The following is a 21,673-nucleotide window of genomic DNA, read 5'->3' on the forward strand; positions in this document are numbered from 1 at the left end:
ATAACTTCCCGCGACTCCACGCCATCGAAGGACCGAAGTGAAGAAGAAGCAGCTCGCCACTTTCCTGCTCGCCAGCCTGCTGGCCGCCGGCGCATGGGCGCAGGCATGGCCGTCGAAGCCCGTGCGCGTGATCGTGCCCGCGCCGGCGGGCAGTTCGCTCGACCTGATCGCGCGCACGCTGGCCGATCGCCTGCGCGTGATGTGGAAGCAGCCCGTGGTGATCGAGACCAAGGCCGGCGCCGGAGGGCTGATCGGCATGGAGGCCGTGGCGAAGGCTCCGCACGACGGCTACACGCTGGGCGTCGGCTTCAACGGGCCGATCGCTTTCGGCCCCTACATGTATGCACGCATGCCCTACGAGCCTTCGCGCGACCTGGTGCCCATCGTGCTCACCACGTCGCAGCCCAACGTGCTCGCGGTGCGGGCAGACAACCCGGCGAACACGCTGCCGGAGTTCGTCGAATGGGCGAAGAAGCGCGGCAACAGGTTCAGCTATGCGTCGGTGGGGGCGGGCAGCTCTTCGCATCTCACGATGGAGCTGTTTCGCAGCGTGGCGCACATCGAGGCGGTGCACGTGCCGTACTCGGGCTCGCCGCCCGCCGGGCTTTCGCTCGCGGCCGGCGACACGCAGGCGCTCTTCACCGTGGCGCCCGCGCTGCTGCCGCTGATCCAGGGGCAGCGCGTGAAGCTCATCGCCGTCACCAGCGCGCAGCGCTCCGAACTCATGAAGGAGCTGCCGACGGTCGCCGAGTCGGGCTACCCGGGATTCGAGTCGCTGGCCTGGAACGGCTTCTTCACCGCCGCGGGCACGCCGCACGATGTGGTTCAGCGCATCAATGCCGACGTCAATGCCGTGTTGCGCGAACCCGCGGTGCGCGAGCTGCTGGCCAACCAGGGGCTGGCGGTGGGAGGCGGCTCGCCCGAGGAGTTCAAGGCCTTCATCGACAGTGAAGGCCGCAAGTGGGGTGCGATCATCGCCAAGGTCGGAATCCGCCTCGACCAGTGAGCCGGTGAGCGACACTTCGGAACCCCACACCAGAAGATTCATTGAGGAAGAGAAGAACATGGAACAGCAGCCCACGCAATTCCCGCGCGACATCTACACCGAACCCGAGCCCGATCCGCACACGCTCGCCAACCTGGGCCCGCTCACCGCGCTGGCCGGCATCTGGACCGGCACGGCGGGCCACGACGTGAGCCCCAAGGAAGACGGCCCGGAAGCCGAGGCCTACATCGAGCATGCGGAATTCCAGCCCATCGACGCGCAGACCAACGGGCCGCAGATCTTCTACGGCCTGCGCTACCACTTGCGCATCGTGAAGCCCGACGAGGTCGAGAGCTTCCACGACCAGGTCGGCTACTGGCTCTGGGAGCCCGCCACGGGCGCGCTGATCCAGACGCTGACCATCCCGCGCGGGCTCACCGCCATGGCCACGGGCCGCGCCAAGGCCGACGACCGCAGCTTCAGGCTCGAGGCCGTGCGCGGCGGCGAAACCAACGGCATCGTGGCCAACCCTTTCCTGGAGCATGCGTTCAAGACGCTGCGCTACAGCATCGAGGTGACGGTGCACGACGACGGAAGCTGGTCGTACGAACTCGAGACGGTGCTGGACGTGCTCGGAAAGCCCGAGCCCTTCAGCCACACCGACCGCAACACGATGCGCAAGATCGGCGAGCCCACGCCGAACCCGACGGCGCGCGCCGCGATGGCGGAAGCGGGCACCGCGGCGGCCTGAGCCGTCGCTAGGCTGCGAGCGCCGCCTCCACGTCCGCGTGGAAGCGTGCCGAGCAGCACTCCGTGGCGCCGAAATACAGCGACGACTGCGCGCCGCTCGCGAGCGTGGACTGCGCCGACACGCCGAGCGCGAAGTCTTCGTTCAGCGCACCCCAGAACGATTCGATGTTCTTGCGCCAGTAGTTCGCCGACTTCTCCGTTTTCGGCGGTTCGGGAATCAGGGTGCTCGCGATCACGCGCGAGCGGCCCGGCGACTCTGGCAGCACCGTGAAGGCGTTGGCGTGGTCGCCCTCGTGCAGGATGAAGGTCGCGGGGAAGAAGTAGTAGATGATGTTCGAGTGCGGCCCCACCTGCCACTCTTGCTCGGGCACGTCGCGCAGCCCCTCGATGCTGCGCTTGGGCAGGAACAGGCGCTGGTGCTGGCGCTCCTGGTCGGCCACCAGCAGGTTGTCGTAGAAAAGCCCGGCGATGCTGTCGCGGTGCGCGTACTGGAAGTGGTACGTCTCCAGGTTGGCCTCGAAGGGGATCTTCCAGTTGGCCGCGTTGTCGAAGGCGCGCTGATGGAAGGGCACCCAGCCGTCGTAGCCCCACGAGCGCAGGTCAGCGCCGAAGCGGCCGAGCCACTCGGCGATGTCCAGCCCGGGGCTTTCTCCATCGGCCAGCACGCGCGGAACGGCCCAGACGAAACCCAGCGCCTCCGCGACCGGTACGCGTGCGAGGCTGCATTTCGATGCCGGCGCGTGCGGAAAGTCTTCGGCCGAGGGACGGCCGCGCAAGGCGCCGTCGAGGCCGTAGGTCCAGCTGTGATACGGGCAGATCAGCGCACGCTGGCCCGGCGATGCGCCGGGCGGCTTCAGCCGTGCGCCGCGATGGCGGCATGCGTTGACGAAGCCGTTGACTTCGCCGTCATGCCCGCGCACGAACAGCAGCGGCATGCCGGCCACGTCGATCGCGAACGAGTCGCCCGCATTCGCGAGCGAGGCCGAAGGACACAGCGCCAGCGGATAGCGGCGGAAGATGCGCTCCACCTCCAGCTCATGGCGTGCCGGATCGAGGTACCGCGTCACCGGGCTCACGGCCGGCTCGCCGCGCTCGCTGCCGCCGGCAGCGATCAGCGCGAGCGCGCGCCGGATCAGGGCGATCTGTTCTTCCTGCTTCATGCGCGCGATTGTGGCGAGCGTCCGCCGCGGCGGCTTGTTTCAACTGGTCGTGTTCCGCCTGCCGGATAGAACAAACACGCATAGCTGCGAATCGGTTATGCCGATAGCCTCAGGGGCATGGATCTCAAGCAGCTGGAGTACTTCATCCGCGTGGCCGAACTCGGCAGCTTCACCCGCGCATCGGACGTCATCGCCATCGCGCAGCCCGCGCTGAGCCGCCAGGTTCGCCAGCTCGAGGTGGAGCTGCGGCAGAACCTGCTGGTGCGCAACGGACGCGGCGTGGTGCCCACCGACGCCGGCAAGCGCCTGCTGGAGCATGGCCGCGGCATCCTGCACCAGGTCGAGCGCGCGAAGGAAGACATGAACCGGATGCGCGGCGCATTGGCCGGCCGCGTGGCCGTGGGCCTGCCGCCCAGCGTGGCGGGCGTGCTCACGGTGCCGCTGGTGCGGGCCGCGCGCGAGCGCCTGCCCGACGCGGCGCTGTCGATCACCGAGAACCTTTCCACCGCGATGCAGGAATCGCTGCTCACCGGCCGGCTCGACATCGCGCTGCTCTACAACCCGCAGCCTTCGCCTGACGTGGACAGCGAGACGGTGCTGGAGGAAGACCTGTTCCTGGTCAGCGCCACCAAGGGCTCGGGCGCGAAGCGAAGCGGCGCACCGCTGGCGCTGCACCAGCTGGCCGAGCAGCAACTGGTGATTCCGACCCGGCCCAACGCGATCCGCATGCTGGTCGAGGCCGAACTCGCCGCCATCGGCCGCAGGCCGCAGATCGCGCTGGAGATCGACGGCGTCGCGGCGATCCTCGCGCTGGTGGCCGACGGTGCCGGTCACGCGGTGCTGTCGCGCAATGCCGTCGCCATCGCCGAGCGCTCGCGGCGCTATGCGATCCGGCCCATCGTCAAGCCGGTGCTGCGAAGCCGGCTCGCACTGGCGGCGAGCTCGCAGCGGCCGGTCACGCGCACGCAGCGCGCCATGGGGGAGTTGCTGCGCGAGCTGGTCGGGCAGCACCTGGGCGCGAACGCCACGGCGCCCGTGGAGAGCGCGGATCAGAAGCGGTGACGCATGCCGACGCCCATGCTGCCGCTGCCCGAGAAGCCGGTCAGCCTGTCGCGCATGTAGACCGCGTACAGGTCGGTGCGCTTCGACAGAAAGTGGTCGTAGCCTAGTGCCCAGGTGGTCCGCTGCGTCCCGGGGCTCCCGGTGACCTTGCGCTCCGTGCGCGCCACCGAGGCCAGGAAGCGACCGGCACCCACCGGCACGGCCGCACCCAGCTGCGCGGTGTCGGCGGTGGTGCGGATGTCGGGCGTGCGGGTGCGCTGCAGCTGGCCGTAGAGCTGCACGGCCTTGAAGTCGTAGGAGGCGCCGATCAGCGCCGCATCCTGCCGGCCGATGGTCGCGGTGAATCCCGGGCCGGTCTTCGCCTGCTGCACCGACACCACCGCGGCGAACGGGCCGGCCGCGTAGTTGAGCGTGAGGTTCAGGTTGCGGATGCCCTCGCGGTCCTGCACCTCGCCCATGCCGTAGAGCAGGCTGGCGCGCAGGCCCGCGAAGGTGGGCGAGGTGTACTGGATGGCGTTGCTCCACACGCTGTCGCCGAGCACGGCGCGGTTGTACGTCGGTTGCCACGTATGAAGCATCACGGGCGAGAACTGCAGCGAGACACCGAAGGGGTTGAAGGCTCCGCTGGCCACGAACATCGGGTTGGTCTGGCGGCCGAGAGAGACCTGCCCGAAGCCGCCCGCCAGGCCCACCCACGCGTTGCGCGAGAAGTACGGATCGGTGCTGTTGCGCCCGAAGGTGCCGGAATCTGTCTGGAAGAAGCTCTCCAGCGCGAACTGCGCCTGCAGCCCGCCGCCCAGGCTCTCGGTGCCACGCACGCCCCAGTAGGCGGTCGTCATGCCGCCGCTGCCCAGAAGCTTCGTGCGGCCGGGTTCGTCGCTGCGCTTCATCGATCCGACGAAGGCGTCGAGCAGGCCGTAGATCTGCACGCTGGATGCATCGGCGGCCTGTGCCCACGCCGAATGCGTGGCGGTGCACAGGGCCAGCGCCGGCAGCGTGCGCAAGGCCGTGCGCTTCGAGAGTGCCGGAAGGCGGGAAAGTCTTCTCATGTCGTCTGTCTCCTCGTTGGTTTTCTGTGGCTCGTGGCCTGCAGTGGCGCAGGCGCGTGCTGCCGCACGCCACGGGGGGCCGTGGCGTGGGAGCGGTATCGGTCAGTGGAAGCGGTGAGCGGCGAGGCGCTCAGTCGTACCAGTACAGGCGCGTCGGGTTGTCGACCAGCAGCTTGCGAAGCTGCGCCGGGTCGTCACTGAAGAGCGGCAGCAGGTCGACCAGCTTGCCGTCGTCGGGCATCTCGCGCACGTTGGGATGCGGCCAGTCGGTGCCCCACAGCACGCGGTCGGGCGCAGCCTCGATCAGCTGGCGCGCGAAAGGCACGGCGTCGGCATAGGGCTGGCCCTGCGTCGAGAGCGTCTGCGAGATGCGCTCGGCGCCGCTCACCTTGACCCAGGCGCGCTCGTCGCGCATCAGCTCCAGCATCATCGTGCAGGCCTGCTGGCCGAGGCCGTGCTCGACCATCGTGCGGCCCATGTGGTCGATGACGAAGGGCACTGGCAGCGTGTCGAGGAAGGCGCGATACGTCAGCAGGTCTTCCGCGTCCAGGTGCAGCACCAGGTGCCAGCCCAGCGGGCGAATGCGCTCGGCCATGCGAAGCACCGTCGGCAGGTCGGGCGCGCCGCCCAGGTGCTGCACGAAGTTGAAGCGCACCGAGCGCACGCCGGCCTTGTGCAGCCCGGCGAGTTCGGCATCGGAGATGCCCGCGCCCACCATGGCGACGCCGCGATAGGCGTCCGGCGACTGCGCGATGGCGTCGAGCATGGCGCGGTTGTCGTGGCCGTGCACGCTGGCCTGCACCAGCACCACGCGCTCGATGCCCAGCAGCTCGTGCAGGGCGCGCAACTTCGCAGCGGGTGCGTCGGGCGGCGTGTAGCGGCGGTTGTCCGAGTACGGAAACACGTCGCCGGGGCCGAACACGTGGCAGTGGGCGTCGCAAGCGCCGGCGGGCAGGCGGAAGGTGGGGCGGCTCGGGTTCGGATGGGGCGGGGCGATGGTCTTCATCAAGGTGTTGCTCACTGTTTGGGAATGCCGGCGCGCTGGATGACGCCCGACCAGCGCCGGATCTCGCTGTCGAGCAGCCGCGCCTGTTCCTGCGGCGTGCTGCCGCGCGGCTCCACGCCGAGGTTCTGCAGGCGCTTGCGGACTTCGGGGGAATCCAGCGCCTTGCGCGCCTCCTGGTTCAGCCGGGCGATCACGTCGGGTGGCGTCTTCGCGGGCGCGGCGAGTGCGTTCCAGGATGCGACCTGGAAGCCCGGCGTGCCGCTTTCGGCCACCGTCGGCACGTCCGGCAGGCTGGGCGAGCGCTTCTCGCCCATGACCGCCAGCGCGCGCAGCGCCTTGCCTTCGATCTGCGAGAGAACGGGCGAGAGGATTTCCACCGCCACGTCGACCTGCCCGCCGCGCAGCGCCGTCACCACGGCCGGCGTGCCGTTGAAGGGCACGACCTGCGCATCGATGCCCAGCGAAGTCTTCAGCAGTTCACCGGCCAGGTTCTGCGTGCTGCCGACGTTGATGGTGCCGATGTTGAGCTTGCCCGGATGGGCCTTCGCGTGAGCCACGAGGTCGGCGAAGCTCTTGAACCTGCTGTCGTTCGCGGCGAGCACGGCCATGTCGAAGTAGCCGAGCGTGGAGACTGGCGCGAAGTCCTTCAGCGTGTCATAGGGCAGCGACTTGAACAGGCCCACGCTCACGGCATTGCCGTTGGACATCAGCAGCAGCGTGTGGCCGTCCGGCGGCGCCTTGGCCACGGTGTCGGAGGCCACCACGCCGCCCGCGCCGGGCTTGTTGTCGACCACGATGCTCTGGCCCATCGACTCGGACATCTTCTGGGCCACGCTGCGCGCGACAAGATCCGCCACGCCGCCGGCGCCGAATGGCACCACCAGGCGGATCGGACGGGAGGACAGGGGAGCGGCGAGCGCTGATGGCGATGCGCGCAGGCCGGCGGCCAGGGCCAGCATCAGGCCGGTGAAGCCGCGGCGGGAATGTCTCATGGGTCTCCTTTGAACTTGCGGGCGGCCATGTGCGCCGCCAACCCGGACTATTCCCGCCGGTGCGGCCACCGGCAAGATCGCGTTCGCACTGGGAGATATCGCTTTTCGGCATGGCCGGGCGCCCGGCGCGACGCCGGCCTTCAGTCCAGCCGCAGCGAACCGAGCCGCTCGACGATCAGGTCGTGCAGCGTCTGCGCGGCCACCGACAGGCTGCCTTCGCGCCGCTGCACCACGTAGAGCGTGCGCGTGAGCGAGGGCAGGGGCAGCGGGCGCGTCACCAGCGTCTCGCGCTGGAAGTGGAACAGCGTGAGCGCGGGCACCACGCTGATGCCCAGGCCGGCTTCGACCAGGCCCATCACGGTGGCCAGGTGCTCAACCTCGAACACAGCGTTCAGCCTCTGCGGATGCAGGGCCGCGTCGAGCGCCTGTCGCACGCTGCTGTTGCGCGCCATCTGTATGAAGGGGTAAGGCGCGATCTTCTTCACCGTCAGGCGCGGCTCGTGCGCGAGCGGATGATCGGCGCGGCACACCAGATGAAAGCGGTCGGTGCAGAGCTTGCGTGCGCGCAGGTCGCTGTCGGCGGTGCCGCCGGCGCCGGATGCGGCAAGCGCGAAGTCGGCCTGGCCGCTGCGCACGAGGGCGATGCAGGCGTCGGAGAGTGCGTCGTCCAGGTCGATGCGGATGCCTGGCCAGGCCTGCATGAACTCCGCGAACACGGTGGGCAGCCAGCCGGCCGCGAGCGAAGGCAGGGCGGCCACGCGCACGCGGCCCTTGCGGCGCTCCACGTGGTCGGCCAGGTCACCCATGGCGCTGCCCATGTCGTCGAGCAGCCGGCGCGCCGACCCCTCGAACAGCCGGCCTTCGGGCGTGAGCTGCACGCTGCGCGTGTCGCGGTCGAACAGGCGGGTGCCGACGGCGTCTTCCAGCGTGCGGATCAGCGCGCTGAAGGCGGGCTGCGAGAGATGGCTGCCCTGCGCCGCGCGCGTGAAGTTGCGGTGCTCGGCCAGCGCGAGAAAGGCACGCAGCTGGCGCGTGGAGAGGTCGGGCGTCTTTCTCATGATGTCTCTCTTGTTATTTGAAAAGCGGATCAATCGATCCGGATTTTCGATTTTACGGATGACCCCGTGCTGCCTACAGTGCACGCCGATGAATCCGAATGTTCCGCCCACGCTGTTGATCGGTTGCGCCGCCGGTTTCTCTGGCGACCGCACCGACGCCGCCGGGCCGGTGGTCGACACGCTGATCGCGCGCCTGGCCAGCGGTCCCGCAGGGCAGCGCGCCTTCCTGATCTTCGAGACGCTGGCCGAACGCACGCTCGCTCTGGCGCAACTGCGCCGCCGCGACAACCCCGAGGCGGGCTACGAGCCGCTGCTCGACCCCATGCTGCGGCCCGTGCTCGCACGCTGCCTGGCGCACGGCATCCGCATCGTGAGCAACTTCGGCGCGGCCAATCCGCGCGCCGCCGCCCGGCACATCGCCCGCATGGCGCGCGAACTCGGTGCGGGCGCGCCGCGCATCGCGGTGGTGGAGGGCGACGACCTGTCGGGCCCGGAACACCGCGCATTGCTTGACGAAGCGCTCGGGGCACGCATGGAGGGCCTGCGCGTCGTGAGCGCCAATGCCTACATCGGCGCCGAGCCGATCGCGGCCGCGCTCGATGCGGGTGCGCAGATCGTGGTGTGCGGCCGCGTGGCCGATCCTTCACTGACCGTCGGCCCTGCCATGTCGCACTTCGGTTGGCGCTGCGACGACTGGGACCGGCTGGGCCGCGCGACCATGGCCGGCCATCTGCTCGAATGCGGCGCGCAGGTGTGCGGCGGCTACTTCGCCGACCCGGGCTACAAGGACGTGCCGGGCCTGGAGGCAGTGGGCTTCCCGATTGCCGAGATCGATGCCGACGGCCGCTGCACCATCGGCAAGGCCGACGGCACCGGTGGTCTCGTGAGCGAGGCGACGGTGAAGGAACAGCTGCTCTACGAGGTGCACGACCCGGCCGCCTACCTGACGCCCGACGTGGTCGCCGACATCTCCGAAGCCGAAGTGCACGCGCTCGACGGAGCCGATCGGGTGGCGCTTTCCGGCGTGCGAGGCCACGCGCGGCCCGACCGCTACAAGGTCAACGTGTGCCATGAAGGCGGCTGGCTGGCGGAGGGCGAAATCTCCTATGCAGGCCCGCGCGCCGAGGCCCGTGCGCGGCTCGCGGCGGAGGTGCTGAGAAAGCGCCTCGAAGGCCTCTCGCTGCGCGTGGACCTGATCGGCGCCCTGAGCATCTTCGGCGACGACGCCGGCCGTGCGCTGGCGGATACGCCCGATGCCGGCCTGCGCGACGTGCGCCTGCGCATCGCGGCTTCGCACACGGAGCGCGCGCAGGCCGAGCGGCTGGCTCGCGAGGTGATGGCGCTCTACACCTGCGGCCCGGCGGGCGGCGGCGGCGTGCGCACCGCGCTCACGCCCAGGCTGAACACACTGTCGTGCCTGTTGCCGCGCGAGGCGATACCGGTGCGCTTCGAGCTGATCCCGCAGGAGGAACTGGCATGAACGACATCGCAGACACCGTCGAAGTGCCGCTGTACCGCGCCGCCCACGGCCGCACCGGCGACAAGGGCGATCGATCCAACATCAGCGTCATCGCCTGGCACGCGCGGCTCTATCCCGTGCTGGTCGAGCAGATCACGCCGGAGCGCGTGGCGGCGCAGTTCCATCACCGCTCGCCTTCGCAGGTGCAGCGCTTCCTGCTGCCGAAGCTGCATGCAATGAACTTCGTGCTCGACGCGGTTCTCGACGGCGGCGTCAACGACGCGCTGAACCTCGACGCGCACGGCAAGGCGCTTTCCTTCCTGCTGCTCGACATGCCGGTGCGCGTGCCGCGCGAGCTGGTGCCGCTGCTGGCCGGGCCGTAGCCGCAACCCTTTTCCTTTTCTTTTGCCAAGCGATTCCATACGGAGACAAGACAATGAAGCGATTCCCCCTCACTGTGCTGACTGCTGCCCTGGCCCTGGCGCCGCTGCTGGGCCATGCGCAGGCCTTTCCCGAGAAGCCCATCACCTTCGTCGTGCCGTTCGCGGCGGGCACCGCCACCGACCAGATCGCCCGCGCGCTCGGCACCCAGATCACCGCCGAGACCAAGCAGGCCGTGGTCATCGACAACAGGGCCGGCGCCAGCGGCTTCATCGCTTCGCAGAACGTGGCCAAGGCGCCGGCCGACGGCTACACGGTGCTCATCACCACCAACACCACGCACGCGGCCAACGAGCACCTGTTCAAGAAGCTGCCCTACGACCCGGTGAAGGACTTCTCGCCCGTCGCCGCGCTGGGCAAGGGCGGGCAGATCATGGTGGTGAACCCCACGTTCCCCGCGAAGAGCGTGGCCGAGTTCATCGCGCTGGCGAAGAAGGAGCCGGGCAAGTACAGCTTCGGCAGCGGCAGCTCGTCGAGCCGCATGGCGGGCGAACTGCTGCAGCAGATGGCCGACATCAAGCTGCTGCACGTGCCCTACAAGAGCAACACGCTCGCCGTGACCGACCTGCTGGGCGGCCAGATCAACATGATGATCACCGACACCGCCACCGGCCTGCCGCAGGTCAAGGCCGGCAAGCTGCGTGCGCTGGGCTTCTCCAGTTCCACGCGCTCGGCACTCGCGCCCGACGTGCCCACCATCGCCGAGGCGGGCGTCAAGGGCTACGAGATGGGCTACTGGTTCGCGGCCTACGCGCCCGCGAAGACGCCGCCGGCCGTGGTGAAGCGGCTCAACGAACTGCTGGTGAAGGCAGCGAAGAGCGAGGCCGCGAAGACTGCCTTCTATGAGCCGACCGGCACCGAGGTGTTCACCAGCTCGCCCGAGGAACTCGGGAAGTTCCAGGCTGGCGAGTCGCAGAAGTGGGGCCGCATCGTGAAGGCCGCCGGCATCGAGGCCGAGTAGCCGCCTGCGCGCCGTAGCGGGGATCGGCGCCGCACGCAGACAAAGACACACAACGAAGGAGACAAACCATGAAACGCTGGAGCCTCGGGGCTGCCACGGTGGCTTCGGCCGCCCTTTTTCTTCTGAGCGGCTGCGGCGGCAGCGGCGGTGGAGGAGGCGGCCTGCTGCTGCCGTCCGCCACCACGCCGCCGGCCGCGACACCACCGGCGGCCGCATCGGCACCGAAATACAAGCTCGCGATCACCGCGACGGAAGACGTGCCGGGCACCTTCGGCAGCGTCGGTGCCTACGAGAAGATCAGCGGCACCTTCACCGGAGAGGTCGACCCGAAGGACGCGCGCAACGCGATCATCCAGGACCTGCAGCTCGCGCCGCTCAACGCCAACGGCAAGGTCGAGTACACGTCCGACTTCGTGCTCTTCAAGCCCAAGGACATGAGCAAGGCCAGCGGCGTGCTGCGCTACGACGCGCCGAACCGCGGCAACATCGTGAACCTCGATCCGTACTTCGCCTCGCGCGGCTATGTGTTCCTCACGGCCGCATGGCAGGGCGACGTGCCGGCCGCCACCGGCAAGCTCACGCTGAAGGTGCCGGTCGCGAAGAACGCCGACGGCAGCAGCATCACCGGCACCTATCGGGCCGAGCTGCTGCCCACCGCCGCCACCAACGATTCGCTGCCGCTGCCCGGTGGTCCGTTCAATGCCGCGATGCAGGCCTACGCGACCGCGAGCCTCGACAACACCAAGCCCGGCTATGTGCTCACGCGCCGCATCAACGAGGACGACGCACGGCAGCTCATCCCGGCGAGCGACTGGAAGTTTGCGAAGTGCAGCGCCGCGACGCCGTTCCCCGGCACGCCCGACGAGACGAACGTGTGCCTGAAGGACAAGTGGGATCCGGCCTACCTCTACGAGCTGGTCTACGTCGCGAAGGACCCGAAGGTCATGGGCCTGGGCCTCGCGGCGCTGCGCGACATGATCACCTTCTTCCACCGCGACGCGAGCGACTCGGCTGGCACGGCCAACCCGGTGGCTGCTGCGATAAAGAACACGATCGCCTCCGGCGTCTCGCAGTGCGGCAACTTCATGAAGACCTTCGTGCACCTCGGCTTCAACGAGGACCGCGCGGGCCAGAAGGTGTTCGACGGCGTGTTCGCGCAGATCGCGGCGCGGCAGACGAACATCAACATGCGCTTTTCCATTCCGGGCGGCGGTGGCGGCGTGCGTGCCGACCACACGGCCTTCGGACAGGCCGGCACGCGCGGCCTCTCGAAGGACTACGTGGACGACGTGGCACAGCGCCGCGGCGGCATCCTGTCGCGCTGCGAGGCGAGCGGCACCTGCCCCAAGCTCTTCATCGGTTTCAGCGGCACCGAGTTCTACGTGCTGCAGGGCTCGCCGCTGCTGACCGACGCCTGGGGCACGATCGACCTCGTGCAGCCCGCCAACGCGCGCGTCTACTACTACGCCAGCACGCACCATCTGCTGGGCTTGGCATCGCTGCCGGGCGCGAGCGCCAGCGCGCTCTATGCAACCAACGGCAATGCAGGCGTGATCCCTGTGGTGCGCGCGCTGTACCAGAACCTGGAAGACTGGGTCGTCAAGGGCACCACGCCGCCCGACAGCCAGGTGCCGAAGATCGCCGACGCCACGCTGGTGCGCCCGCAGCAGGTCAAGTTTCCGGCCATTCCGGGCGTGAGCTACACGGGGCTGGTCAACAACTATTCGCTGCTCGACTGGGGCCCGAACTACCGGCCGCAGGACGAGAGCGGCATCGCCACGCAGGTGCCGCCGGCCTACCTCGGCCGCGACTACGCGATCCTGGTGCCGCAGGTGGACGCCGACGGCAACGACATCGCCGGCATCCGCAGCCTCGACGTGGCCGTACCGCTGGGCACGAACACCGGCTGGAACTACACGAGCGTGCCCGGGCGCATCGACCAGGCGGGCCTGTTCGGCTCGTACTTCCCGCTCGCGAAGACCGCCGCGTTGCGTGGCAGTGACCCGCGTCCTTCGCTGCAGGAGCGCTACACGGACCAGGCGGGCTATGTGGCGGCGGTGACTGCGGCCGCCAACGACCTAGTGGCGAAGCGCTTCATGCTGCGCGTTGATGCGGACTCGGCCATCGCGAATGCGGTGGCCAATCCCGTGTTGCCCTGAGACTCGGGCATCTGCTGCGATGCACGCACTGGTTGGATCCCTGGAGGGGTCGACCAGTCGAACTGCGGGCTCATATCGACTTATCACTGCAATGCGTGTGTCCTCCAATTGATGGGCTCGCCGGAAGGCGTGCCTATCAAAAAAAGGGGGGATCATGTCGACTGAAATCAATTCGGTGGGGCGAGCTCAGCATTCCGAGCCGACCTTCACTCTCTATGGGCGGATTGCCGCAGGCTTCATCGGTAAGATGAGCAGACCCAATCCGAGCCTGCACATCTCGCTGGTGATCGATGATGCTTACAGCGGTATCACCGTAATCGATGGACAACCTACATATGGAGAAGCGGGCTTGCGCAATGTCCTGCGAATCAGGACCAACATCTATGCAAACCAGTTGCCCGCTGAAGCACTCATCCGGATCCCGTTGGACCCTCCAAGCGGTATGAGCCGTCAAACATTCGCGCAGGAGCTGATCAAGCGGGCGTTGAACTTTGCAAGCTATGTCTCCCCGTACAGCTTCCCGGCAAAGGTGAGAGGCGAGAGGATGAACCCCGGTGAGTACAACAGCAGCTCGTATCTCGCTGCATTGCTTCGCAGCGTGATGGGGTATGTGCCGGAACTCAAGGTAGCCGGCTATCAGATGCCCGGTTGGGAAGAGCCCATGCCCCTGCATTTCTTCAAGGGCGAGGCCCTGCGGTGAAAGTCGGTTGGCGACTTGCTCTGAGCGTCGCCCTCTGGGCTGTCGCGTTTCCTGTCATCGGTGTGTTGACCTCGGTGCTCGCCAGGACGGTCTATCCGACCATCATCACCGACTGGTTGCCTGTTCCGCTTGCGTGGACGGCAATGATCCTGTGGGGCCTCTGGATCTATTGGCGTTGCGTGCCGTCTACCCCGAGCATTCCAAGGCGCGTCATGTATCTTGCGCTTTTTGCAGTGCTCATGGTGATCGTCGGCATCCTTGCACTGGACTTCGCCATCGTGCTGGTCGTTGTGATCTTTGGCGTGTGATTTGCGGCGACCTACAGGAGGCAGGTTGGAGATGTGCCGGCACGAGCGCTGCCGGCATTTGCTTCAGGCGGTGTGCGCCGCGAAGCCCGTCCTGCCCGGTGCGATGTGCTCGCGCAGGGTGAGCGCGGGAATCTCGTAGTCGCCCGCGTTCTGGCGGCGGAAGGGAATCGGGTCGGCGGTGAAGAGGGTGTCCAGCCGCTGGCCCAGTTCGTCCGTGATGCGCGCATAGGCGGCCTCGTCGACCTTGTGCGTGCGATGCACCACGTAGGGCGGCAGCACGTCGAAGCCGGGGTAGTAGAGGATGCCGTGGTGGATCGGGAAGAGCAGGTCGTCCATCGGCCCGTTGATGCCGCGCGGCGCGTAGTGCGAGGCCCAGCCGCCGGTCGTGACCACCAGCATGGCGCGCTTGCCGGCCATCACGCCTTCGCCGAAGCGGTCGCCCCAGTGCGTGTCGGAATGCTCGCCGACGCCGTAGGCAAAGCCGTAGGCGTAGATGCGCTCGATCCAGCCCTTGAGGATGGCGGGCATCGAGTACCACCAGAGCGGGAACTGCAGGATCACCGCGTCGGCCCAGAGCAGCTTTTCCTGCTCGGCGGCGATGTCGGCGGTCTGGGTGCCGGCCTCGAAGGCCTGCTGCGAATCGAGGGCCGGGTCGAAGCGCGCGGCGGTGTCGCGCGCGGGAAAGTCGTCGGCATCGAGCGCCGGCTTCCAGCGCATGGCGTACAGGTCGGACACGCGCACCGAATGCCCGGCGGCCGTCAGGCGTTCGAGCATGAAGCGGTGGAGCGAGCCGTTGAGCGAAGCGGTTTCGGGGTGGGCGAGTACCAGCAGGACATTCATGATTTCAGGAGGATTCGAGTGGAGATGTCCTCAGGTTAGGCTCCGTGGCGATATATTGGAAATGAATAGTCTGAATTCCAGGAATTGCCATGAACAATTTCAGCCGCCTCGACCTCAACCTGCTGGTCACGCTCGACACGCTGCTGGCCGAGCGCAACGTGACGCGCGCAGCCGAGCGGCTGAACCTGTCGCAGCCCTCGGTGAGCGTGCAACTGGCCAAGCTGCGGGAGGTGTTCGGCGATCCGCTGCTGCTGCCCGCGCAGCGCGGCATGCGGCCCACCGCGCGAGCCGATGAACTGCGGGAGCCGCTGCGCGAGGCGCTGGAGGCGCTGGGCCGTGCGGTGGCGCCGACGCGCCCCTTCGACCCCGCCGAGGCGAGCACCACCTGGCGCGTTGCCGCGGCCGACTACGCCGAGTCGGCCATCCTGCTGCCGGCGCTGGCCGGGCTGCGCGCCGCCGCGCCGAACACGCGGCTGGCGGTGGTGGAGGCCGTGCCTTCGCGCATGGCGCGGCAGCTCGAGAGCGGGGAGATCGACCTGTTTTTCCACACCAGCGTGGGCGCGCCGCCCGGCCTGCACGCGCGCGTGCTGTTCCACGAGCGCTATGTGCTGGTCGGGCGTGCGGGCCATCCGCGGCTGAAACGGCGGCCGACGCTCGCGCAGTTCTGCGCGCTGGAGCACGTGGTGGTCTCGCTCGCCGGCGGCGGCTTCGCGGGGCCTACCGACGAGGCGCTCGCCGAACGGGGGCTGGCGCGGCGCGTGGTGCTGTCGGTGCCGCACTTTCTCTTCATGATGTCGGCGCTGGCCGCCACCGACATGGTCGCGATGCTGCCCGAGCGACTGGCGCGCGGCGCGACCGGGCTGCGCGTGGTGGAGGCGCCGCTGGAGGTGCCGGGCTACGAAATGGCGATGCTCTGGCACGAACGCCGGCACCGCGATCCGGCCCACAGATGGCTGCGCGAGCAGATCGTCGCGAGCCTCTGAGTCGGCTGCTGCTTCTCAGAAGGTGCTGATGGCCGCCTTGTCGGTCTCGGCCTTGCGGTGCAGCGGCAGCCAGAGCGTGAAGCGAGTTCCGTTGGCGCCGGACTGCCAGCCCACCGTGCCGCCGATCGCATGCGCGCGGCGCTGCTGGTTGCGCAGGCCCCGGCCGCCACGGCGCATGGCTTCCTGCAAGTCGAAGCCCCCGCCGTTGTCCTCGACGACCACGCATACGCCGTCGTCGACCGTCGCGGTGCTGACGCAGATGGTGGTGGCCCGGGTGTGGCGCAGCACGTTGGCCACGCACTCCTGCACGATGCGCAGGATGTGCAGCGCGCCGTCCGGGTCGAGCCAGGGGAGGCTGGGCACGGGCTGCACTTCCCACTGCAGCGTGATGCCCGCGCTCTCGATGCGCGGCGCGAGGCGGAAGCGCATGGTCGCCAGCAGCAGGAGCAGGTCGGCCTCCACGCTTTCCATGGAGTCGATCACCAGCCGCAGGTCTTCCATGCAGCCTTTCAGCACGCGGGAAATCTCGGCCTCGGTCATGGCGCCTCTTTCCACCGAGCGGATCGCGCTGATGAGCGAAGAGCCCAGACCGTCGTGCATGTCCTGCATCAGGCGGCGGCGCTCGGCGTTGAGCATGTTCTGGTTCTCGATCACGCGCAGCCGCTGGTAGCTCTGCTCCAGCTCGGCCTCGCGAGCCTGCAGGCGCTGGGCCAAGCCCTTGTTCAGCCGGCCCACCTCGGCGAAGGCACCGGTGTAGCGCTGGAACATGATGTACGAGAACACGAAGAACAGGCTGATGATCGCGTACGGAGACATGTACACGCTCTCAGGGCTGACGAGGTTGTTCTGCAGCAGCCCGTCGTAGGAGGTGAGCGCCACCGCGAACACCGTCCAGCCCGCCACCAGCTGCCCCTCGGTCAGCTGCGTGCGCAGCGACTTGCGCAGGTTGACGGTGAAGATCAGCACCGCGACGGGCAGTACCGCCAGATTGAGCAGCGGCGTGAACAGGTAGAGGTTGACGATCTTCGTCGACAGGTGGGGCAGCGTCGTGATGTTGCAGGCCAGCACCAGCCCGATCGAGATGCGCGTCAACCAGACCGAGGGCTGCTGGTGAAGGCGCTGCAGGAACAGGTGGATGAGGATGATCAGCCAGAGCAGGCTGGAGACGGTCATCCACTCGAACCAGTCGTCCGAGATCGGGATGTAGCTGCCGCCCGCGTAGTAGTGCAGCGTGCGCAGGAAAGCCATCGCCGAGATGGCGAAGAACAGCAGGTAGAGCGATTCGCGCCGCCTGCCCAGCCACACCGCGAACGCGAATGCGCCGACCGCCAGGAAGGCTGCGCTGCCCATGAACGGCAGCTGTACCTGGAGCAGCTGGCGAAGCTGGTAGCGCCAGCTCAGCGAGGCTTCGTCGCCCACCCACAGGGTCGAGAAACCGCTGCCGCTGTTGCGCAGGCGGTCCACGCGGATCAGTACGGACTGTGGCGACAGCGTGCCGGCGGTCGCGTTCAGCGGCAGCAGCAGTGGATGGTTGTAGCCGTTGTGGATGGGGCTGCCGTGCGACTGGTAGAGCAGGGCGCCGTCGCCGTACACGGCGATCTGGCCCAGCGTCTTCCATCGCGGCAGGTAGAGCAGGCGCGGCTCGTTCGAGGGCGCCATCCGGCTCAGGTCGATGCGGTACCAGTCCGTGACGGTGCGTGCGCCGCTGGCCCCGTCGGGCACCAGTTCGCGCCCGACCGTGTGAGGCAGGCCGATGGCCTTCCAGCCGTCGGCGGGCAGCTTCGCGTTTTCGACGCGTGGCGGGGGCGCGGTGTAGCCGGTGCCAACGACGGAGAGCAGCTCGGCGCGGGTGATGTGGATCGCGCCTTCGCGCTGCGGGGAGGCCTGTGTCGTGCCGGCCGGACCGGCCGGCTCATCCGGCTCGGCGGCGTTCGCGCATGGCAGGAGAGCCGGCGCGACGGCCAGCAACAACTTCGCGATCAACTGGCCGACTCGCCAACAGCTCTTGCTGCCCAGCTTCATAGATCGCTTCTGCCTTGGACGTCACTCTTGTTGGATGCGTCAGCCCAGCGCCGACGCCACTCGGCCCGCTGTGGCGGGGCCGGAGCCCCCGCTCCCGGCGGCCGGGCGCAATTATGTCCCTGCCCGGATATTCCGGCGATCCATGGGGATGCGCGCAGGCAGGCGATGGGTGGGCATGGCATAGGCCGTCCGTCGAATGCACAGCGGCGGCGTCGCTGCCTAGCATGGAGCGGGTCGGGTTTTCTCCCGCTTTCTCCGCCTTCTCCGCTTTCTCGGGTTTTCCCTTTTCATATTTCCTGTCCGGGCCTGCCGATGAAACAGCCTGCCTTCATGGTCTCCCTCGTCCGCCTGGCCGGCGTGACCCTGCTGTCGCTGTGCGGCTGCGCCTTCACCTTCGCCGCCGAGCCCGGCAAGGACCATCCCCTGGTCGGCCGCTACGAAGGCTCGGTGCTCGACGGCTACAAGGCGTCGGCGTACGACGAGGTCGGCCTCATCAAGGAGCCGTTCCAGAACTGGGGCGGCGGCAAGCCGGACCTGCTCAAGGTCGAGGGCAGGGTCACGCTCTATCTGTACAGGCTGCCCAAGGAGCGTTCGCTGCTCGAGGTGCAGCGCAACTACGAGGCCAGCCTGAAGGCCAAGGGCTTCGAGATCGTGTTCAGCTGCGGCACCGCCAATGCCTCCTGCTACAAGCCGCGCCCCGGCAGCGGGGACTCCACCACGCCCTACGATTTCGCGCTGGCCTTCGACGACCCCGAATGGCCGCGCCTGGGCAGCCGCGGCGACTACGCGCGCAACTATTTCGCCGTGAGCGGCCGCTACCTGCTGGCCAGGAAGAGCGGGCCCGCCGGCACCGTCTACGCCAGCATCGCGCTGGCCGAGCACAACGCCGACGTCGGCAACCACGCCTTCGTGCGGGTGGTGGAGAGCAAGGCGATGGAGGAGAACAAGATCGTGTTCCTCGACGCCACGGCCATGCAGAAGAGCCTGGCGGAGACGGGGCGCGTCAATCTCTACGGCATCCTGTTCGACCTCGACAAGGACGTGATCCGCCCCGAGTCGCAGCCCACGCTCGACGAGATGACCAAGCTGATGCGCAACAACCCGCCGCTGAAGCTGTCGGTGGTGGGTCACACCGACGCACAGGGCGAAGCGAAGCACAACGACGACCTGTCGAAACGCCGGGCACTGGCGGTGATCGCGGTACTGGTGAAGGCGGGCGTGGACCCCCGTCGCTTCACCACGCGCGGCGCGGGCGCCTCGGAGCCGGTCGCACCCAACGACAGCGAGGCCGGGCGAGCGAAGAACCGGCGGGTGGAGCTGATCCGGCTCTGAGCCCGGGCTCGGCCCGGCCGTGGTCGGCGGACTGGCTCAGATGACCGGCACGCTCGCTTCCTTCAGCACGCGCAGCACGAAGTGCGACTTGCTGTGCCGGATACCCGGGATCTTGTAGAGCTTCTCGCGCAGCAGCCGCTCGTAGTCGCGCGTGTCGCGCACGGCGATGCGGATGTAGTAGTCGTAGTCGCCCGAGACGAGGTAGGCCTCCTGGATCTCCGGAATGGTGGCGAGCGTACGGCCGAAGTCGTAGAGGGTCTCGTCGGTGTGGCTCTCGAGCGTGACCTGCACGATCACCGAGTCGTGATAGCCGAGCTTGGCCGGATCGACGTCCACCGTGTAGCGCTTGATGACGCCCGTGGCCTCCAGTTTCTTGATGCGCGTCCAGCAGCTGGTGGGCGAGAGGCCGACCTCGTTGCCGATCTCCTGCAGGGTCTTGCGCGAGTCGAGCAGGAGCACCCGCAGGATCGCCAGGTCGGTCTTGTCGAAAGATCCTTCGCCATCGTTCGGGGTTTGCCGATTGGTTTTCATGAATCGAGCTTAAAGAGCCAAAAGAAAGATGCATATTCTGCGACCGAAACGGAAGAATTGACGGCATGCGACTGCTCGACCTACCCCCCACGTCATCTCCGTCCCTCCGTCCTCTCCATGCCGAGACGCCGGCCAGGATCCGCAACGGCGCCGAAGCCCTGCTCGACACGCTGGTCGAGTGCGGCGTGGACACCATCTTCGGCTACCCGGGCGGCGCGGCGCTGCCGCTGTACGACGCGCTGCACGGCGAACCCCGGCTGCGCCATGTGCTGGTGCGCCACGAGCAGGCGGCCGTGCACGCTGCCGAGGGCTATGCGCGCAGCACGGGCCGCGTGGGCGTGGTGCTGGTCACCTCGGGTCCGGGCGTGGGCAACACCATCACCGGGTTGCTGGATGCGATGAGCGATTCGGTGCCGGTGCTGTGCATCAGCGGGCAGGTGGCGACCGCCGTCATCGGTACGCAGGCGTTCCAGGAGAGCGACGCGCTGGGCATGTCGCGCCCGGTGACCAAGTGGAACCGCCAGGTGCGCTCGGCCGACGACGTGCCCTCGCTGGTGCGCCGGGCGCTGGAGATCGCCGCCGGCGGCCGTCCCGGGCCGGTGCTGCTCGATGTGCCGAAGGACATCCAGTTCCAGCGCCTGGGCCACGCCCCCGAGCCCGCGCCGCTGCGCGCCCTGCGCACCAGCCGCACGGCGCTGCCGCCGAAGGCCATGGTGCAGCGCGCCGCCGATCTGCTCTCGACCGCGCGCCGCCCCGTCATCTACGGCGGCGGCGGGCTGGTCAACTCGGGCCCTGCCGCCTGCGAAGCCTTCGCGAAGCTCGTGAACCTGATGCATGCGCCGTGCACGCTCACGCTGATGGGGCTGGGCGCATTCCCCGCGTCGGACCCGAAGTTCATCGGCATGCTGGGCATGCACGGCATGCTCGAGGCCAACCTCGCGATGCACGAGGCCGACCTGGTGGTGTGCGTCGGCGCGCGATTCGACGACCGCGTGACCGGCAAGCTCGACGAGTTCTGCCCGCACGCCCGCAAGATCCACATCGACATCGACCCCGGCAGCATCAACAAGGTGGTGCGCGTGGACGTGCCGATGGTGGGCGACTGCGCGGCGATCCTCGAGAGCCTGCTGGCGCTGTTGCCGGCGGAAGGCTTCGCGCCGGAGCGCCTGGCACCGTGGTGGGCGCGCATCGAGCGCTGGCGTGCCGAGGACTGCCTGGCCTTCGAGCCGAAGGCCGGTTCGATCCTGCCGCAGCAGCTGATGAGCTCGCTGCAGCGGGCCATCGCCGGCCGCGACGCCATCGTGTCGACCGACGTGGGCCAGCACCAGATGTGGGCCGCGCAGTACCTTCGCTTCGACAGCCCGCGCCGCTGGCTCACCTCCGGCGGGGCGGGCACCATGGGCTACGGGTTGCCCGCCGCCATCGGCGCGCAGATCGGCCACCCCGGCGCGCTCACGGTGTGCGTGAGCGGCGATGCATCGGTGCTGATGAACATCCAGGAGCTGTCCACTGCCGTGCAGCACCGCACGCCGGTGAAGCTCGTGCTGAGCAACAACGGCTACATGGGCATGGTGCGGCAGTGGCAGGAGCTGAACCACGGCAACCGCCTGAGCCACAGCTGGAACGAGGCGCTGCCCGACTTCGTGGCGCTGGCCAAGGCCTTCGGCTGGGGCGCGCGGCGGGTGTCCGACCCGGCGGAGCTGGAGGACGCGCTGGCCGAGTGCCTCGCGAGCGAAGGGCCGTTCTTTCTCGACGTGCAGGTGGAGGCGCAGGAGAACTGCTTTCCGATGATGCCCTCGGGGCACGGGCACCACCGGGTGATGCTGTCGAAGGACCGGTGGTACGAGGAGGTTTGACGGTCTTGTTCCCTCTCCC

20 protein-coding genes are annotated in these 21,673 nt (G+C 68.4%); 12 read left to right on the forward strand and 8 right to left on the reverse strand.

The window, feature by feature from the left end; all coding sequences use genetic code 11:
- Positions 1 to 37 precede the first annotated feature (37 nt).
- A complete protein-coding gene (locus ABL840_RS14635) occupies positions 38 to 1,006 on the forward strand; it encodes a Bug family tripartite tricarboxylate transporter substrate binding protein (RefSeq protein WP_093305013.1) in 969 nt (322 codons plus the stop codon).
- Between the two features lie 58 nt (positions 1,007 to 1,064).
- Positions 1,065 to 1,736, forward strand: a complete 672-nt coding sequence (locus ABL840_RS14640; protein ID WP_093305010.1) for an FABP family protein — start codon at positions 1,065 to 1,067, stop codon at positions 1,734 to 1,736.
- A 7-nt stretch (positions 1,737 to 1,743) separates the two neighbouring features.
- Here ABL840_RS14640 and ABL840_RS14645 read toward each other — a convergent pair whose 3' ends face one another.
- Positions 1,744 to 2,895, reverse strand: coding sequence for an aromatic ring-hydroxylating oxygenase subunit alpha (locus tag ABL840_RS14645; protein ID WP_093305008.1), 1,152 nt, complete (start codon positions 2,893 to 2,895; stop codon positions 1,744 to 1,746).
- Positions 2,896 to 3,012: 117 nt separating this feature from the next.
- Between ABL840_RS14645 and ABL840_RS14650 the strand changes: the two genes are divergently transcribed.
- Positions 3,013 to 3,957, forward strand: a complete 945-nt coding sequence (locus ABL840_RS14650) for a LysR substrate-binding domain-containing protein (protein ID WP_093201819.1) — start codon at positions 3,013 to 3,015, stop codon at positions 3,955 to 3,957.
- On the opposite strand, the gene ABL840_RS14655 is transcribed toward ABL840_RS14650, so the two are convergent.
- The 4 genes from ABL840_RS14655 to ABL840_RS14670 form a co-directional block, all read right to left on the reverse strand.
- Complete coding sequence (locus ABL840_RS14655) at positions 3,945 to 5,006, reverse strand: porin (RefSeq protein WP_093305006.1); 1,062 nt, start codon at positions 5,004 to 5,006, stop codon at positions 3,945 to 3,947. The genes ABL840_RS14650 and ABL840_RS14655 overlap by 13 nt on opposite strands.
- Before the next feature lie 130 nt (positions 5,007 to 5,136).
- On the reverse strand, positions 5,137 to 6,012 hold the full coding sequence (locus ABL840_RS14660; RefSeq protein WP_093305210.1) for an amidohydrolase family protein: 876 nt from the start codon (positions 6,010 to 6,012) through the stop codon (positions 5,137 to 5,139).
- Between the two features lie 11 nt (positions 6,013 to 6,023).
- Positions 6,024 to 7,004 (reverse strand): Bug family tripartite tricarboxylate transporter substrate binding protein, encoded by a 981-nt coding sequence (locus ABL840_RS14665; RefSeq protein WP_093305004.1) that lies wholly within the window; start codon positions 7,002 to 7,004, stop codon positions 6,024 to 6,026.
- Between the two features lie 140 nt (positions 7,005 to 7,144).
- The gene (locus ABL840_RS14670; RefSeq protein WP_093201813.1) at positions 7,145 to 8,062 is read right to left on the reverse strand and encodes a LysR family transcriptional regulator; all 918 of its coding nucleotides are present in this window, start codon (positions 8,060 to 8,062) and stop codon (positions 7,145 to 7,147) included.
- 88 nt (positions 8,063 to 8,150) lie between these two features.
- Between ABL840_RS14670 and ABL840_RS14675 the strand changes: the two genes are divergently transcribed.
- From ABL840_RS14675 to ABL840_RS14700, 6 genes are all read left to right on the forward strand, one after another.
- Complete coding sequence (locus tag ABL840_RS14675; protein ID WP_093305002.1) at positions 8,151 to 9,542, forward strand: acyclic terpene utilization AtuA family protein; 1,392 nt, start codon at positions 8,151 to 8,153, stop codon at positions 9,540 to 9,542.
- Complete coding sequence (locus ABL840_RS14680) at positions 9,539 to 9,904, forward strand: hypothetical protein (protein WP_093305000.1); 366 nt, start codon at positions 9,539 to 9,541, stop codon at positions 9,902 to 9,904. The genes ABL840_RS14675 and ABL840_RS14680 overlap by 4 nt, the downstream gene beginning before the upstream one ends.
- 53 nt (positions 9,905 to 9,957) lie before the next feature.
- Positions 9,958 to 10,923, forward strand: a complete 966-nt coding sequence (locus tag ABL840_RS14685) for a Bug family tripartite tricarboxylate transporter substrate binding protein (protein WP_093304998.1) — start codon at positions 9,958 to 9,960, stop codon at positions 10,921 to 10,923.
- A 68-nt stretch (positions 10,924 to 10,991) separates the two neighbouring features.
- Positions 10,992 to 13,082 carry an alpha/beta hydrolase domain-containing protein gene (locus ABL840_RS14690; protein ID WP_093304996.1) on the forward strand — a complete coding sequence of 697 codons (2,091 nt, stop codon included), beginning with the start codon at positions 10,992 to 10,994 and terminating at the stop codon, positions 13,080 to 13,082.
- Between the two features lie 154 nt (positions 13,083 to 13,236).
- Positions 13,237 to 13,782, forward strand: a complete 546-nt coding sequence (locus tag ABL840_RS14695) for a hypothetical protein (RefSeq protein WP_093304994.1) — start codon at positions 13,237 to 13,239, stop codon at positions 13,780 to 13,782.
- Entirely contained in the window at positions 13,779 to 14,090 is a 312-nt protein-coding gene (locus ABL840_RS14700) for a hypothetical protein (RefSeq protein WP_093304992.1), read from the forward strand. Before ABL840_RS14695 ends, ABL840_RS14700 begins: the two co-directional genes overlap by 4 nt.
- Positions 14,091 to 14,153: 63 nt before the next feature.
- On the opposite strand, the gene ABL840_RS14705 is transcribed toward ABL840_RS14700, so the two are convergent.
- Positions 14,154 to 14,930 (reverse strand): NAD(P)H-dependent oxidoreductase, encoded by a 777-nt coding sequence (locus tag ABL840_RS14705; RefSeq protein ID WP_093304990.1) that lies wholly within the window; start codon positions 14,928 to 14,930, stop codon positions 14,154 to 14,156.
- An 89-nt stretch (positions 14,931 to 15,019) separates the two neighbouring features.
- Here ABL840_RS14705 and ABL840_RS14710 point away from each other — a divergent pair, with 89 nt between their 5' ends.
- Entirely contained in the window at positions 15,020 to 15,913 is an 894-nt protein-coding gene (locus ABL840_RS14710; protein WP_093304988.1) for a LysR family transcriptional regulator, read from the forward strand.
- Between the two features lie 15 nt (positions 15,914 to 15,928).
- Here the strand turns inward: ABL840_RS14710 and ABL840_RS14715 are convergent, their stop codons facing one another.
- Positions 15,929 to 17,935 (reverse strand): sensor histidine kinase, encoded by a 2,007-nt coding sequence (locus tag ABL840_RS14715; RefSeq protein ID WP_093304986.1) that lies wholly within the window; start codon positions 17,933 to 17,935, stop codon positions 15,929 to 15,931.
- A gap of 330 nt (positions 17,936 to 18,265) precedes the next feature.
- Between ABL840_RS14715 and ABL840_RS14720 the strand changes: the two genes are divergently transcribed.
- Positions 18,266 to 19,267 carry an OmpA family protein gene (locus ABL840_RS14720; RefSeq protein ID WP_093304985.1) on the forward strand — a complete coding sequence of 334 codons (1,002 nt, stop codon included), beginning with the start codon at positions 18,266 to 18,268 and terminating at the stop codon, positions 19,265 to 19,267.
- A 36-nt stretch (positions 19,268 to 19,303) separates the two neighbouring features.
- Here the strand turns inward: ABL840_RS14720 and ABL840_RS14725 are convergent, their stop codons facing one another.
- Positions 19,304 to 19,798, reverse strand: coding sequence for an Lrp/AsnC family transcriptional regulator (locus tag ABL840_RS14725; RefSeq protein WP_176947556.1), 495 nt, complete (start codon positions 19,796 to 19,798; stop codon positions 19,304 to 19,306).
- 65 nt (positions 19,799 to 19,863) lie between these two features.
- On the opposite strand from ABL840_RS14725, the gene ilvB reads away from it, so the two are divergent.
- Positions 19,864 to 21,654, forward strand: coding sequence for a biosynthetic-type acetolactate synthase large subunit (gene ilvB / locus ABL840_RS14730; RefSeq protein WP_093304984.1), 1,791 nt, complete (start codon positions 19,864 to 19,866; stop codon positions 21,652 to 21,654).
- Positions 21,655 to 21,673: the final 19 nt, after the last annotated feature.

It is taken from the genome of Variovorax sp. NFACC27 (assembly GCF_048301545.1).
Taxonomy (GTDB): domain Bacteria; phylum Pseudomonadota; class Gammaproteobacteria; order Burkholderiales; family Burkholderiaceae_C; genus Variovorax; species Variovorax gossypii.

Coding starts and splice junctions, on each gene's coding strand:
- ABL840_RS14640 (WP_093305010.1), top strand. CDS start 1,065: ATGGAACAGCAGCCCACGCAATTCCCGCGCGACATCTACACCGAACCC.
- ABL840_RS14645 (WP_093305008.1), bottom strand. CDS start 2,895: ATGAAGCAGGAAGAACAGATCGCCCTGATCCGGCGCGCGCTCGCGCTG.
- ABL840_RS14650 (WP_093201819.1), top strand. CDS start 3,013: ATGGATCTCAAGCAGCTGGAGTACTTCATCCGCGTGGCCGAACTCGGC.
- ABL840_RS14655 (WP_093305006.1), bottom strand. CDS start 5,006: ATGAGAAGACTTTCCCGCCTTCCGGCACTCTCGAAGCGCACGGCCTTG.
- ABL840_RS14660 (WP_093305210.1), bottom strand. CDS start 6,012: ATGAAGACCATCGCCCCGCCCCATCCGAACCCGAGCCGCCCCACCTTC.
- ABL840_RS14665 (WP_093305004.1), bottom strand. CDS start 7,004: ATGAGACATTCCCGCCGCGGCTTCACCGGCCTGATGCTGGCCCTGGCC.
- ABL840_RS14670 (WP_093201813.1), bottom strand. CDS start 8,062: ATGAGAAAGACGCCCGACCTCTCCACGCGCCAGCTGCGTGCCTTTCTC.
- ABL840_RS14675 (WP_093305002.1), top strand. CDS start 8,151: ATGAATCCGAATGTTCCGCCCACGCTGTTGATCGGTTGCGCCGCCGGT.
- ABL840_RS14680 (WP_093305000.1), top strand. CDS start 9,539: ATGAACGACATCGCAGACACCGTCGAAGTGCCGCTGTACCGCGCCGCC.
- ABL840_RS14685 (WP_093304998.1), top strand. CDS start 9,958: ATGAAGCGATTCCCCCTCACTGTGCTGACTGCTGCCCTGGCCCTGGCG.
- ABL840_RS14690 (WP_093304996.1), top strand. CDS start 10,992: ATGAAACGCTGGAGCCTCGGGGCTGCCACGGTGGCTTCGGCCGCCCTT.
- ABL840_RS14695 (WP_093304994.1), top strand. CDS start 13,237: ATGTCGACTGAAATCAATTCGGTGGGGCGAGCTCAGCATTCCGAGCCG.
- ABL840_RS14705 (WP_093304990.1), bottom strand. CDS start 14,930: ATGAATGTCCTGCTGGTACTCGCCCACCCCGAAACCGCTTCGCTCAAC.
- ABL840_RS14710 (WP_093304988.1), top strand. CDS start 15,020: ATGAACAATTTCAGCCGCCTCGACCTCAACCTGCTGGTCACGCTCGAC.
- ABL840_RS14715 (WP_093304986.1), bottom strand. CDS start 17,935: ATGAAGCTGGGCAGCAAGAGCTGTTGGCGAGTCGGCCAGTTGATCGCG.
- ABL840_RS14720 (WP_093304985.1), top strand. CDS start 18,266: ATGGTCTCCCTCGTCCGCCTGGCCGGCGTGACCCTGCTGTCGCTGTGC.
- ABL840_RS14725 (WP_176947556.1), bottom strand. CDS start 19,798: ATGAAAACCAATCGGCAAACCCCGAACGATGGCGAAGGATCTTTCGAC.
- ilvB (WP_093304984.1), top strand. CDS start 19,864: ATGCGACTGCTCGACCTACCCCCCACGTCATCTCCGTCCCTCCGTCCT.